The organism is Desulforegula conservatrix Mb1Pa (genome assembly GCF_000426225.1).
Classification (GTDB): Bacteria; Desulfobacterota; Desulfobacteria; order Desulfobacterales; family Desulforegulaceae; genus Desulforegula; species Desulforegula conservatrix.
Map to the genome: position 1 here is coordinate 1 of NZ_AUEY01000014.1, position 15,121 is coordinate 15,121.

Genomic DNA, 15,121 nt, shown 5'->3' on the forward strand with positions numbered 1-15,121 from the left:
TTCATCATTCCTTTTTCCACGATCAAACAGTTCTGAGGCATTCTGTTCAAGCTCTTTCTTCCAGGCTGATATCTGATTGGAATGCACACCAAACTGATCGGATAATTCCGAGAGGGTTTTGTCTCCCTTCAAAGCCGCTAACGCCACTTTAGCCTTGAATGCTGGTCCGTGATTTCTTCTGATTCCTTTTGCCATTCTTCTGCTCCTTTTTTTTGATGTTCTAATAAAGCAGATTTTCACTTAAATGGCTGTCCAATTTTTCCAGACCAGCTCTATGTTCCCGTTAATTTAGGAATGATTTATTATTTCAATAACTAACTAATATTTTAAATAAAAGAACGGCCTCCAACGGGTCGCTTTTTAAAAAAAGCTCCGCAAAAACTTTCAGGTAAATAAACAGTGCATAAACAACTTTAGGATATTCGCGTCTGATAATAATAAAAACATTAAGTTTTTGAGGGGGTAGGGGAACTTTTTAAAAGAAGTTACACAAGATCCAGAATTACAAAAAAGTTTATTTTTTCACTTTTCAACATCTAAGGGGAGCTTAGCCTTTAGTATTAATGCCGAGTGCTATAATCAATCCAATTGATTTCAGAATCTTTGATTTTGTCGAACATTACCGGCAGGGCCTTAACCGCCTTGTCATGAATATCATGGAAAAGAATAATCCCATGTCTCCAGAGCAGCATCAGAGTTAGTACCCTGTCTGAGACCTGAGCCGCAGATATTTTGTTGTTCCAGTCCTGGGAATCGATATTCCAGAGCATTGTCCTGATGCCCTTTGATTTTGCGTAAGCCAGCAATTCCTGACTTCTCTTTCCATATGGTGGCCTAAACAGCGGCGAATAGCTTTCTCCAAAGGTGTTTTGCAGCAATAGGGCTGTATCGTCCAGGGAGTTTTTCCAATTAGGCCATGTTGAGTGGGACTTGTGCTCCATTCCGTGGGATGCCACAGTCATTCCCTTATAGATTGCGCTCAGCTCGGTTTTAGGCTTGGTTTTAAGTCTCTGTTTCAGATTTGTTCCAAGCATGAAAAAAATGGCGGTCTTTTTTTCTTTATTCAGCATTTCAATAAGTTTGTCTGTAGTTCCAGGTAGTTCTGAAGGGCCATCATCAAATGTCAGAATGAAGTTTTTATCCTTCATTTCAAATCCATTAATTTCATCTTCGCTAAGTTTTCCAATCTCGCTGGTGGTTTCAGGAAAAAGCGCGGCAAGCCTGTATTGTTCGTGGATATAGGCTTCATGAAAGGCTCTGGAATTCTCGTACCATGATTTATAACTTGCTGGAATTTTTGAGCCAATGCCTTTGGCCACTTCTGAAAGATCTTTGAAGCTTTTGACCGACTTTGAACACATGAAATCATCTTTGGGGCACGATGCAGCCGCAATTTTATAATTCTGAAAAAGGATGGCAGCTGTCTTTTCTCTCCATTTTTTGACTGAATCCATACTGACCGAGTTAATGTTCAGCCATTTCCCAAGGTAATCCTGTCCCATTATTTCTTTTTCATTGAAGACACTCGTAAAAACAAGAATTTCAGCAAGCGATGCACGGTCGAAGCTCTCAGCGTCCGAAATTTTTTCTGGCCATAGAGATCTGTCTGAAAGCGCTATGGAAGTTGGGCCATATGCAAAAGCAATATTGGCCGTAATAGATAGTATTAATCCCAAGATGAATGTTTTCAGTGATTTTCCTCAATTTTTGAGAACTTTTTTATAAATTGTTATCTGAAATATTCGTTTGATTTTCAGATTTCTTAGAAATCTACATTTATGGCTTTTAAAAGGCAATATGTTCGTGCGGATTTGCCTGAAACTCTGATTCAAAGAATAATAACGATAAACATGAGTATGATGGACGCATACAAAATAAATGCTTAATTATATTATAGAAGAAAACTATTTTTAAAAGGAGACTACTATGAAACTCCTGAAAATTATCTTATCGGCAATCGCGGTTATTCTGCTGTTTGCTTTTTCGGTTGAGGCTTCGGAAAACCTGTATTCTGGAATTGTACCTGATCATTATATAGTGGTTCTGAATGATAATATTGATAAATCCCTGCCTGAAACCGCAAATGAAATGGCAAGAATACACGGCTTAGGAATAGGCCATATTTATACACATGCTTTAAAAGGGTTTTCAGCCTATATCCCTGAACAAAGGCTCGAAAAACTGAGATCTGATCCGAGGGTAAGCTTTATAGATCCAGACCGTTTGATTCATGCTTCTGGATCTTTTGAAGCAAAGGCAAAGCCTGGGCCAGCACCACCACCGGCTGGACAGGTTCTGCCCACTGGAATTAAAAGAATAAATGCAGATCTCAATACAACTCTTCGTCCAGTTGATATTGACGTAGCCGTGCTTGATACAGGAATTGATCTTGATCATCCGGATCTGAATGTCAGTATAGAACGCAGTGTGACCTTCATAAGGACAAGGACTGGGGCTGATGATGATAATGGCCACGGAACCCATGTTGCCGGTATCATTGGAGCCAAAGACAACGACATCGGGGTTGTTGGCGTGGCTCCTGGCGCAAGATTATGGGCAGTCAAGGTGCTTGATAAAAATGGTTCAGGCACATGGTCAGGAGTTATTGCCGGGATCGACTGGGTTACAGCACGTGCTGGGATTATCAAAGTAGCAAATATGAGTCTTAGCGGAACAGGCACAGATACGGACTCAACACTCAGACAAGCCATAGATAATTCTGTGGCAGCTGGAATTACATATGCTGTGGCGGCTGGAAATGAAAGCACAGATGCAAAGAACAGTGTTCCAGCAGCTTATAAGTCTGTCATAACAGTTTCAGCTATCGCTGATTCCAATGGTCAACCAGGAGGCGGCGGTCCTGATACTTATTACGGTCCTGATGATACCTTCGCTACATTCAGTAATTATGGGGCTGATGTAGATATTGCGGCACCTGGAGTCAGCATAAATTCCACATGGAAAGGCGGCGGATATAAGATAATAAGCGGAACAAGCATGGCGGCGCCACATGTTGCCGGTGCTGCAGCCCTATATATTGATAATAATCCAGGATTATCACCTGCTGACGTAAAAGCAGCCCTGATAAATCATGGAATAGATCAGGGAGAGACTGGCGGATTCACAGGTGATCCAGATAATTATCATGAACCTTTATTGAACGCTGCCGGGTTATAAAGAAAGTTGTTTAAAAAATAGTGTGGGGGATTTGTTGGCAAATTCCCCTCACTTTATTTCTGATGGTTTGCTATTTGAACAAGTATCTGAGTTTCTTGAATAATCATCGATTTGGATTTATTTGCCCAATAGCTTTCTGACTAATTCAATCTATAATCTATAAGGAGCTTAAATTTATGTCTCTGGCACAATATGCGCCCAGGCCATAAAGAAAGCCTGGGCTCTTTAAAGAATTTGCGAACACGTCAATCTATCTGAACTTGTCCCACATATTTTCAGCATTTCCGTTTCTATTTGCTTCACCCTTTTGATTGTCCTCAAACCTGGTTTCAGTTTTTGCTTCTGGCCTTGCTCCGCCGCGAAGCCTTGCAATTCTTTCTTCTATTGGAGGGTGAGTTGAAAAAAGGTTAAAAACCGCATTTCCAGAAAGGGGATTAACAATAAACATATGGGCAGTTGCTGGCTGGGCATCCATATGTATTTTTTGATTATAAGTAGTAAGCTTTTCAAGAGCCCTTGCAAGGCCAAATCTGCTGCCGCATATCTCGGCTCCGGCATCATCCGCAAGATACTCACGGGATCTTGATATGGCCATCTGAATGAGGGTTGCACCGATTGGTGCAAGTATACTCATTAGTATGATACCTATAAAACCAAGTCCGCCGCCCTCTTCATCATCTCTGCCAGCACCAAGAAAAGCTCCCCACTTGGCCATGCTGGCAAGCATCATAATTGCTCCTGCCATTGTCGCTGCTACAGTCCCTATCAGAATATCCCTGTTTTTTATATGCCCAAGCTCATGCCCGATTACTCCGGCCAGTTCGTCAGGCTCAAGGAGTCTTACTATTCCTTCTGTTACCGCAACAGCTGCATTTTCGGGATTTCTGCCTGTTGCAAAAGCATTGGGAGCATCACCGGGAATTATATAAACCTTTGGAACCGGAAGACCTGCTGAGGCGGAAAGATCCTTTACCATTCTCATAAGATCAGGCGCATTTGTCTGATCAACCTCAGTCGCTCTGTACATTTTAAGAACTATCTTGTCAGAAAACCAGTACGAGACAAAATTCATGACACCAGCCATAAAAAGAGCTATTATCATTCCCGATCTGCCTCCCAGCATTCCGCCAATCCAGATAATAAAGGCGGTAAGGGCTGCAAGCAGTATTGCTGTCTTAATTCTGTTGTTCATCATGAATCTCCGTATATTTATGTAATTATGATATTATTCTGAAATTGAATTTGATTTTAGTATTGCGAATTAAGCTAACTCATAAAAAAGATTTTTCAAGATCACTAATAATAGGTTATCTTAAAAATGACAAGGTCGCAAAAAATCCTATTGCCGTCATTCCGGCGCAGGCCGGAATCCAGAATTGACTGAAATTAATGGATACCGGATCAAGCCAGACATGACGTCGATGCCTTTTTTTGACTTTTTGCGAGTTCATCAAAAATAATTCTGATTTCACAAAGCCAAGGTTTTTTAAGCCTGTCTTAATTCATGAAAATACTCAAACAATACCAAACTTCTAAAGTGCATAACCCTCAGGAAAGGGATCTATTATGAGACATGTTGTTATAGTAGGAGGAGGTTTCGCAGGGCTTAAAGCAGCCAAGGTTCTTGGCAAATCAAAGGATGTAAAGGTGACTCTGATTGACAAATCAAATCACCACCTTTTCCAGCCACTATTATACCAGGTGGCAACTTCAGGACTTAGCGAGTCTGATATTGCAGTCCCTATAAGAAGCATTCTTTCCAGATTTAAAAACATCTATATTCTTCAGGAAACAGTCGATAATATTGACTTTAATAATCAAAAGATCACAACAAATTTTTCCGAATTATCATATGACTACCTCATTCTTTGCTGCGGAGCAAAGCATGCCTATTTCGGACATGATGAGTGGGAACCTTTCGCTCCAGGCCTAAAAACCCTTGAGCAGGCAGTTGAAATCAGAAGAAGGATACTGACTGCATTTGAAGAAGCTGAAAGACAGACCGATGTTTCAAAAAGGAAAAAAAATCTGACTTTTGCAGTTGTGGGAGGCGGTCCCACAGGCGTTGAGCTTGCGGGAGCAATTGGAGAAATGAGCAGGTTTGCGCTTTCTAAGGACTTCAGAAACATAGACCCGAAACTTACCAGGGTAGTGTTAATAGAGGCGGGGCCAAGAATTTTATCGTCTTTTCCTGAAGCACTTAGCAGCATAGCAACAAGGGATCTTGAAAACCTTGGAGTCCAGGTATGGACTTCAAGCATGGTAACCAAGGTTAGCGATAAAGGCGTTGAAATCGGCAATGAAAGAATTGACGCAGGAACAGTTATATGGGCTGCCGGGATAAAAGCGCCTGAGCTCAACTATAAGATAGGTTTTGAGCTTGATAAGCAGGGCAGAATAATTATCGAAAAAGATTTGTCTGTTCCTGGCTTCAGCAATGCTTTTGTTGCAGGAGATCAGGCAAGCTTCTCGCACCAAACAGGTTCTCCCCTTCCGTGCCTTTCACCTGTAGCGATACAGCAGGGAGAATGCATAGCCAAAAACATCCTAAATGATATCAAAGGCAAAAAAAGAAAAGATTTCTCCTACTTCGACAAAGGACAGATGGCAACCATAGGCAAAAGCAGGGCTATTGTAGAAATAGGAAGATTGACAATTTCTGGTTTCCCTGCTTGGTTGACATGGCTTTTTGTACACATCTACTTCATAACCGGATTTAACAACAGGATTATGATATTCATAAAATGGATGATATCGTATATGACAAATAAAAAGGGTGCCAGAATAATATATAATCAGGACTGGGAGTTCTATACTCATAAATGCCGTATAGTTGACCAGTCGATACATCAGATGAAGAAACCGTAAAATGAGACTTAAGAATAAATCAGAGTTTGAATCAGTATCAATTTACAGGTTGGGTTGGTCACCGGTCGGTAATCCGCTTATGACAGTCTGCCTGTATGTCATAGATAACGTCATGATAGACACGGGCCAGCCTCATATGAAAAAAGAGGCGCTTGAAATAGCATCTATCCATAAAATCAGCAGAGTTCTACTGACTCACCACCATGAAGACCATGCAGGCAACGCAGGTGATATCCAGAAAAAATTAGGAGCAATGGTTTCAGGGCATGAACTGACATCGGCCAAAATGATTTCGGGCAGACGAATCATGCCTTATCAGTATCTTGTTTGGGGGAGAGCCTCAAGATGCGAAGTAGAAGCTCTTCCGGAATATATCGAGCATGGAAATTACAGATTTGAAAATATATACACTCCAGGTCACGCCAAGGATCATACCGTTTACCTTGTCAAAGACAGGGGATGGCTTTTTTCAGGTGATCTTTATCTTGGAAATAAAATAAAATATTTCAGATCAGACGAACAGATCACTGATCAGATCGAATCTCTGAGAAAAGCGATCAATCTTGATTTTGACACACTTTTCTGCGGACATAATCCTGTGCTTAAAAATGGAAAAAAAGCCTTGGGTATTAAACTTTCCTTCATGGAAGATCTTTACGGAAAATGCCAGGAAATCTGGAAAAAAGGAATACCATTAAAAACGGCAACAAAAGAATTGGGTCTGCGAGAAGCTTCGATTGTCAAATTCATATCTTTTGGAAATGCAAGTCTGGAGAATATTATAGCCTCGGCCTACAGCTCCTTTGAAAAACAAAGAGATATGGGGCTGAATAACATTGAAATTGATTATCATTAAATATATAAGTTCCGGTGATATAGAATATCTTCAGCATATCTGTTCTAATCTGCAAAAGCAGTGGATCTTGATGGCTGAAATGAACAACACTGACACTTCAAATTTTGCCCAGATATTTATAGAAAAACCAGGGATCAGGAGATAAAGTTGAGACATTTAATTAAATCAAATCTACTTGCTTTTGCCTTATTACTTTTATTATCAGGATACGCCCTTGCTGCGACACCTTCAATTCCCCAGGGAGTTTCACTCGAAGTATCTGGAACAAGCATCACGGTTAAATGGACCGCAAATACAGACAGCACTGAAGGCTATAAAATCAGCTACGGAACTTCATCAACGTCTCTGACTACATCAAAAGAGGTTACTGGTAAAAACACTACTTCATACAAGTTTGAAAACCTTGAACCTCTGACGACCTATTATTTTGCCGTGGCAGCCTATATAGGAAGTGAGACAAGCAGCAATTCAACAACAGTAAACGCAACAACAGGAACAGGGCCGTCAAAGCCACCTACCCCGGAAAATTTCAAAATACAGAGTCTTGATTCAATAACAGACACGTCCATAACTCTTACATGGAAAGAAGACACAGAATCGGATCTTCTTTTCTACAGGGTCTATTACGGAACTTCTGCAGGACATTATTCTTCAAAAGCAGAGACAGAAGGGGCAAATTTAAGTGCTTTTGAGGTGGGAGGACTTGAATCAGGCAAAAGATATTTCTTTGCTCTTACATCTGTAAATACAGACCGTCAGGAATCTGACAAAACGAGTGAAATCGCCGCAGACACTACCCCTGACACATTAGCTCCTCCTGCTCCTGAAATTACTTTTGCAGGCATAGCAGGCACAGAATCCATAACCATAAAAATCAAACATCCTGTTCCAGGACTTGCCGACATAAAAGGAACCAAAATACTGTATGGAACAAATCCAGGAGTTTACGACAGCGTACCAATTGATATAGGGACAGGCACAAGCACAACAATTACGGGACTGACCCAGAACGTCACCTACTATTTTGTGGCAACGGCCTATGATTACTATAATAATGAAAGTGGATATTCTGCCGAAAAAAAAGTCGTGATCGAAAAATCCAAAACACTTCTCAGCGATGACAGTTCCTTCAGCGGTTGTTTTGTTTCATCATCGGACGCCAGAAAAGACGCAGTTGCGGCACTCGGCATTATGGCGGCAATTCTTTTCATAGCTGCAGATTTTTTCAAAAAATACAGGGCGGTAATAATGGTTGCGGTAATAGCAGGGATTTTGGCTCCGGTCAGTCCTGCCGCAGCTATTGATGGAAACAATACAATTGCTTTAAAATGGGGATATTTCAAACCTTCAGAAAGCCTTTATGAAGACGTTTATGACAACAGCAGCTCTCCAGTCACTATTCTTTATGAGCGCAAAATTTGCGACAATATACTTGCTGACATTGAAGCAGGTTATATGTGGAAATCAGGATACGCAGTAACTGTGTCAGGTGAAGAAACAGGGGTTAAAACCGAGCTCACCCTTATCCCTGTATCCATCGGAGCCCAATATGAATATGAAGTAATGCCTTTTGTCAGCATTTTCGGAGGCCTTGGAGGAGAACTGTGGTATGTAAACGAAGATCCTTCAGATGATTATTTCAAATCCAATGACGGGACAGTTTCGGGATGGTTTGTAAAAGGAGGACTAAAGCTTTTTACCCAGAGTGAAATGTTTGAAGGTGCAGGACTGATTTTAGAGTCAAAATATTCGGCAGTAAGCAGATTCGGCGACAATGACACAGACCTTGGCGGAGTAATGCTGAACGCAGGTCTTTTCTACAGATTCTGATATCATTAATCACATGATTATTTTTTTTTGATATGTTCTAAATAACACTTCAGACCAAGGGCAGAAGCCCACAATAATAATATACACTATTGATCTTGGCTGATTTTCAATCGGCTTTTAAAAAGGAGAAAACCCATGGCAAAATCACAAGATACAAAAAAAGATGAAAAGAAAAAACCTCTGAAGACACAAAAAGAGAAAAAGCAGGAAAAGCTTGAAAAGAAAAAGAATAAATAGCCTTTCGCATTTTTAGAGTTGTATGGTGGGCATTGCCCACCATCGTGGCTTAAGGTCACCACACAGTTCCATACAATACAACAAAGCCAACCATGACCAACGCCCCGGCAAGACGCTCTGTTATCCTATTTACATCAAAAAGAAAGACTCTCTTCCCTTTTCAGGCCACCTATGGAAATTGACAAGGTCGCAAAAAATCCGTTTCCGTCATTCCGGCGCAAGCCGGAATCCAGAAGTATCTGAAAATACAAAGATGCCGAATCAAGTCCGGCTTTACGCCGCCGCCATTTTTTGACTTTTTGCAAGTCCATCAATTTTTGCTGGATCATAGCCAAAAGAACAGGGCATGAGTTTTGTTTTTACGGGTAAGATGGTTTATTAACAGACGCTGATTTAAGTTGAAGCAGAACAACAGAGCAAATGACAAGAACGCCTCCGGATATCTGAACCGCATCCATTTTTTCGCCAACAAGGAGCCATGAAATAATGCCTGCGATGATTGGCTCGATTGTGGCTGTTATGCATGCGTTTGTGGGTCTGATCATTTTTATGCCCCAAAAATAAAGAAGAAATGGAACAATAGTGCCCATCACAGCGATATAAATAATTGCCGCCACACTCAACATATCAAGGTCGGATGAGACCCAGGAAAAAGGGAATCTGAAAATATTCCATGCAGCTGCCGCAAAAATGAGTGCATACAAAAGCACAGTGGAAGGATCATATTTTTTCATCCCTTCTTCGCCCTTCACAGAATAAAAGGCAAATGTCAAAGCTGAGCAAAGTGCTGAAATCACTCCTGCCTTGTTCATATCTCCAAGCCCTAATTTCTTGCCAGCAGCGACAAAAAAACATCCTGAGATAGACATGAGAAGAGCTGCTACCGTTATCCTGCTGATCTTTTCTCTCCCAGTCATAAGAAAAAAAATGGCAATGAATGCAGGGGCAAGATACTGTATAAGAATTGCAGATGCCACGTTGATCTTGCTTATGGCATAAAGGTAGGTAAACTGAACCAGAGCCATGCCGACGAAACCAAGCCAGAAAAAATAACCAATTGATTTCCTGGATATACGCAACTTTGATCTGTCCGTAAAAAAAATAATCAAAAAAAGAAATATACTGGCAAGAGTTATTCTTGCCTGAACAAGATCAAATGTGGTGATGCTCCCCTTTGTAAAAAGATACTTCGAGAATGATCCGCTGCTTGCCCAGAGTGCGGCGGCAAGAATCACACAACCGTAGCCCCTGACGTCCTTAACGCGGCTTGAAAGGTCTTTCAAAACAACCCCTATGAAATTTCTAAAAAACTTGTAAAAGCAGGTTTTAGCAATCTAATCAAAAAAAACCGAATAGTCATTAGTTTAGGCTATGTGCCCTTAGATGTTGAAAAGCTATATAATAAACCTTTTTGCTATTCTGGATCTTGGGGGCTTTTTGCAAAAATTTCCTTGAGTCCCCTAAAAAACTTTATGTTTTATTTTATCAGGCGCAAATGCCCTAAAGCTGTGTATGCACTGTTTAACTACCTGAAAGTTTTTGCTGAGCTTTATTCAAAAAGCGACCCGTCGGCATTCTGATCAATGTCGGATTACAAGCAAAGAACGCTCTAATCCTACCTACTAATAGGCCTTTTTTAACACTAACAAAGCCTTAGTTTAAAGTTGTCAATCGCCATTGGCCGTTGTCCCGTATAGGATAAAAAAGACCTTTATGAAACAGCTAAATCATTTTTAAATATTAAATTCATTTTTAATTTTTTTGCTAAATAGTATAAAAAGAGAAAGATTTTTAAATAATCCCCCCCAATAATAAAGCGCATATTTATATACGCCTCCCGGATAATGAGAATCTGTATTTTTTGACGGATAGATAGCATCTGTCGTGCTGGAAAGGCTATAAAAGATAAAGGAAAACATTTTGAAAAAAACTGGACACAAAACAAAGCTCATCACAGCGGTGACATTAATCCTTTTTTTGGGCTTTTTTCTAATCAATTTCCTCAACTACAAGATTTCAAGAAACACTGTCAGGGATAATCTTGTAAACAGTGCCCTCCCACTTACAAGCAATAATATCTATTCTGAAATACAGCAGGATCTGATCAGACCGATCTTTATATCATCTCTCATGGCCAATGACACCTTCCTTAAAGACTGGAGTATGGAAGGTGAAAAAGACATATCAAAAATCACTAGTTATCTTAAAGAAATAAGGGATAAATACGGTTTTTTCTCGGTTTTCCTGGTTTCAGAAAATACGGGCAATTACTATCATTTCAAAGGTATTCAGAAAAAAATCAGCAAAGAAGACGCCCATGATGTCTGGTATTACGCATTTAAAGCAACTAACAAGGAATATGTTCTTGATGTAGATACTGATGAAGCAGCTGACGGGACCCTCACAATATTTATAAATCACAGACTGAATGACAGCTCCGGAAATTTGCTGGGAGTTACCGGAGTCGGCCTCAAGCTTGAGAGCGTTGCTAATTCCCTGAAAAAGTACGGCCATAACTATAATAAGGAAATCTATCTTGTTGATGACAAAGGAACAATACAGGTTCATGAAGATAAAAGTCTGGTCGAAAAAGTCAAAATCCAGAATCTTGAAGGACTTGGGGAAATTGCGGACAAGATACTTGAAAAGAAAACAGAAAGTGATACATCCGGGACCTTTTACGAGTTTGACAAAAATGGCAAGCATATACTTCTTCTTGTAAGATACATACCTGAATTCAACTGGTTTCTTATGGTTGAACATAACGAAACAGGCTCCATGACAGAAATCAGACAGAATTTTGCAACCAATCTTCTTATCGGCCTGTCCATTACTCTGATTGTTATTATTCTAATCGTTTTTACCATTAATATTTTCCAGAAAAATCTTGAAATTCTTGCTATTACGGACAAACTCACTGGAGCCTGCAACAGAAGAGAGTTTGACAGGCAATTTGAAATGGCTGTTTATACCTTCAGAAGGGAAAAAAGACATTTTTCAATCATTCTTTATGACATAGACAGATTCAAAACACTTAACGACAGCCTTGGCCATCTTTATGGAGATAAGATCCTGGTTGACATATCGAACATCACCCAGACCTGCATAAGAAAAACAGATGTTTTTGTCAGGTGGGGCGGGGATGAATTCATCATCCTCACTTACAGCGACAAAAAGGGTGCCATATACATGGCTGAAAGAATAAGGGAATGCATAGCCCAGACAAGATTTTCCGAATACGCAGAATCAATGCCAGGTGAGGATCTGAGCATAAGCATAAGCTGCGGTGTTGCCGAATTTAGAGACAATGATACCATGGACACCATTGTAAAACGTGCGGACGAGGCTCTATATACGGCCAAATCAAAGGGCAAGAATATATCTGTAATGGAATCCCAGGACAGTGAGGAGGTTCATTAATGTCGACTAATGCTATAAACATAAATGGTAAAGAGATTGCTTTCGAAGCAGGAATGACAATCCTCGAAATAGCTCGGGAAAATGGAATAGGTATACCCACATTATGCCATCTCAAGGGAGCAACTCCGACCGGAGCATGCAGGATCTGCGTTGTGGAAGTAGAAGGAATGAAAAATCTTGCTGCATCATGCTGCACTCCAGCTTCTGAAGGTATGATTATTCAGACTGAATCTCAAAAAGTTAAGAATGCCAGAAAAATGGTTCTAGAACTTATGCTTGCATCAGGAAAACATGACTGCGACACAGGAGAATGTGCCGGAGCAAATGACGACTGCATGCTGAAAAATCTGGCCGAAAAATATAAGGCCGACCCCAAAAGATTCAAAAGATCTGACAGGGCTGAAATACAGCCAGAGACTGACAATCCGATGATAATCAGGGATATGTCAAAATGCATACTTTGCGGAAGATGCGTGCAGGCATGCAATGATTTCCAGGTGAACAATGCTATAGGATTCGGATTCAGGGGAATAAAAAGCAGAATAATTGCAGGAGCCAATAAAACACTTACAGATTCAAAATGCGTTTTCTGCGGTGAATGCGTCCAAGCTTGTCCTGTTGGTGCGTTAAAAGAAAAAAAATCAATAAATGAAATCAAGCAGTCCTCCAAAAAAACAAAAATAAGATCAACCTGCCCTTACTGCGGAGTCGGATGTCAGGTATGGCTGCATGTCATGGATGGAAAGATATTCAGGGTTACAGGAGTAGATGACGCCCAGCCAAACATGGGCAGACTCTGCGTAAAAGGCAGATTCGGTTATGATTTTATTTATTCGGAAGAAAGACTGAAAACCCCTCTTATACGCGAAAAGGATAGTTTCAGAGAGGCGTCATGGGACGAGGCTCTTGACCTTGTTGCATCAAAATTCAAGCAAATTATTGAAAAACATGGGGCTGATTCTGTGGCAGGCATCAGCTGCTCAAGGAGCATAAACGAAGATTCTTACCAGATGCAGAAACTATTCAGGTCTGTTTTTGGCACGAACAACATAGATAACTGCGCCCGAACCTGACACGCTCCCACAGTCGCCGGTCTGGCGACAGCTTTCGGTTCAGGCGCCATGACAAACTCATTTAATGAATTTGCCAGAGCCAAAATGTTCATGGTCATAGGTTCAAACATGACCGAAGCCCATCCTGTTGCGGCAACTTTTGTCAAAAATGCTGTAATGGCAGGAGCTGAAATGATTGTTGTGGATCCGAGGCGTCATGCGCTTGTGGATTTTGCTTCAATTCATGTACCGCTAAAAGTCGGGACTGACATTGCGTTTTTAAATGGCCTCATGCACGTCATAATAAGTGAAGAACTTTATGACAGAAAATTTGTCGATTCATGCACCATCGGATTAAACGATATTAAGGAAAATGTTGAATCCTACACACCAAAAAGATCGGCTGAAATATGCGGAATATCGCCCCAGCTCATAGTCAAGGTCGCAAGAAAAATTGCTTCTGTAAAACCTTTTATGCTCTGCTATACTCTTGGAATAACCGAGCATACCTGCGGCACAAATAATGTTTTTGCCATTGCCAATCTTCAGATGCTTCTTGGAAACATGGGCATTGAATGTGGAGGAGTAAATCCTCTGCGTGGCCAGAATAATGTTCAGGGAGCTTGCGATATGGGCGCACTGCCTGGAATATTCCCGGGTTACCAGTCAGTCACGAACAAGGGATCAAGGGATAAATTTGAAAAAGCATGGGGTGTTACTGGTCTTCCTGATAAAAAAGGCATCATGATTCCCCAAATTATTGAAGCTCTTTCAACTGGATCAATAAAGGCTTTCTATGTCTTTGGCGAAAATCTTGCCAATTCAGAGCCTGATATAAGAAAAGTTGAAAAGAACCTGTCTTCCGCAGAATTTCTTGTTTGTCAGGATATTTTCATGACAGAGACAGCCCGCTTCGCCCACGTTGTGCTTCCTGCAGCCGCATGGAGTGAGAATGACGGAACTTTCACAAACAGCGAAAGAAGGGTAAGCAGGGTAAGAACAGCAAGTAATCCTCCTGGAATTGCAATGCCAAACTGGTGGATTTTCAAGGAGATTGCAAAAAGATTCGGCCATAATTGGGAATCAGACAGTGCCAGTGAGATATGGGATAATGAGGTTACCGAACTTGCTCCCCAGTTAAAAGGAATAAAATACAAAAGGCTTGAAAAAAATGGCCTTCAGTGGCCATGCCCGGATGAAGAACATCCCGGCGTATGCATATTGCATAAAGAAGGCCGCTTCACATGCGGGCTTGGAATATTCACGCCTGTTGAATGGACTCCTCCTGCTGAAGTTCCGGATAGCGAATATCCTTTCATGCTAAGCACAGGCAGAAGACTGTACCACTATCACACAAGAACCCAGACAGGAAGATGCGCCGGACTTGATGAACTCATGCCTGAGGAAACTGCGGATATTTCAGTTAAAGACGCAGAAAAACTTGGAATAAAATCAGGAGACAGAATCAACGTTATTTCAAGACGAGGCAAAGTCAGCATAAACGCAAGAATTACGGATGAAGTCCCTGCTGGAATGCTCTGGATGAGCTTCCATTTCAGGGAAACATGCGCCAACTGGCTGACAAATCCAGTTTATGATCCTGTCAGTTTCACCGCAGAATACAAAGCCTGTGCCGTTAAAATCGAAAAGAAACAAAAGCAATAACAACCATATCCAGGCC

At 40.9% G+C, this 15,121-nt stretch carries 10 protein-coding genes; 6 read left to right on the forward strand and 4 right to left on the reverse strand.

What is annotated here, in order from left to right; translation table 11 throughout:
• Positions 1-195: helix-turn-helix domain-containing protein (locus tag K245_RS0107295; protein WP_027358762.1), on the reverse strand; the 195-nt coding region annotated here is incomplete at its 3' end.
• 365 nt (positions 196-560) lie between these two features.
• Positions 561-1,676: a polysaccharide deacetylase family protein gene (locus K245_RS0107300; protein WP_051283959.1), complete on the reverse strand. Its 1,116-nt coding sequence runs from the start codon at positions 1,674-1,676 to the stop codon at positions 561-563.
• Positions 1,677-1,926: 250 nt separating this feature from the next.
• Between K245_RS0107300 and K245_RS23510 the strand changes: the two genes are divergently transcribed.
• Positions 1,927-3,177, forward strand: a complete 1,251-nt coding sequence (locus K245_RS23510; protein WP_051283960.1) for a S8 family peptidase — start codon at positions 1,927-1,929, stop codon at positions 3,175-3,177.
• Between the two features lie 250 nt (positions 3,178-3,427).
• Here the strand turns inward: K245_RS23510 and htpX are convergent, their stop codons facing one another.
• Positions 3,428-4,372 (reverse strand): zinc metalloprotease HtpX, encoded by a 945-nt coding sequence (htpX, locus tag K245_RS0107310; protein ID WP_332248659.1) that lies wholly within the window; start codon positions 4,370-4,372, stop codon positions 3,428-3,430.
• Positions 4,373-4,743: 371 nt separating this feature from the next.
• Between htpX and K245_RS23515 the strand changes: the two genes are divergently transcribed.
• From K245_RS23515 to K245_RS0107330, 3 genes are all read left to right on the forward strand, one after another.
• Positions 4,744-6,045, forward strand: coding sequence for an NAD(P)/FAD-dependent oxidoreductase (locus tag K245_RS23515; protein ID WP_084156162.1), 1,302 nt, complete (start codon positions 4,744-4,746; stop codon positions 6,043-6,045).
• Between the two features lies 1 nt (position 6,046).
• The gene (locus tag K245_RS23520; RefSeq protein ID WP_051283962.1) at positions 6,047-6,901 is read left to right on the forward strand and encodes an MBL fold metallo-hydrolase; all 855 of its coding nucleotides are present in this window, start codon (positions 6,047-6,049) and stop codon (positions 6,899-6,901) included.
• 147 nt (positions 6,902-7,048) lie between these two features.
• On the forward strand, positions 7,049-8,731 hold the full coding sequence (locus K245_RS0107330; protein ID WP_027358765.1) for a fibronectin type III domain-containing protein: 1,683 nt from the start codon (positions 7,049-7,051) through the stop codon (positions 8,729-8,731).
• Between the two features lie 596 nt (positions 8,732-9,327).
• Here the strand turns inward: K245_RS0107330 and K245_RS0107345 are convergent.
• The gene (locus K245_RS0107345; RefSeq protein WP_027358766.1) at positions 9,328-10,251 is read right to left on the reverse strand and encodes a DMT family transporter; all 924 of its coding nucleotides are present in this window, start codon (positions 10,249-10,251) and stop codon (positions 9,328-9,330) included.
• A 637-nt stretch (positions 10,252-10,888) separates the two neighbouring features.
• Here K245_RS0107345 and K245_RS0107355 point away from each other — a divergent pair.
• Together K245_RS0107355 and fdhF are read left to right on the forward strand one after the other, a co-directional pair.
• Complete coding sequence (locus K245_RS0107355) at positions 10,889-12,388, forward strand: sensor domain-containing diguanylate cyclase (RefSeq protein WP_035276728.1); 1,500 nt, start codon at positions 10,889-10,891, stop codon at positions 12,386-12,388.
• Positions 12,388-15,105, forward strand: coding sequence for a formate dehydrogenase subunit alpha (gene fdhF, locus K245_RS27180; RefSeq protein WP_084156163.1), 2,718 nt, complete (start codon positions 12,388-12,390; stop codon positions 15,103-15,105). Before K245_RS0107355 ends, fdhF begins: the two co-directional genes overlap by 1 nt.
• Positions 15,106-15,121 lie beyond the last annotated feature (16 nt).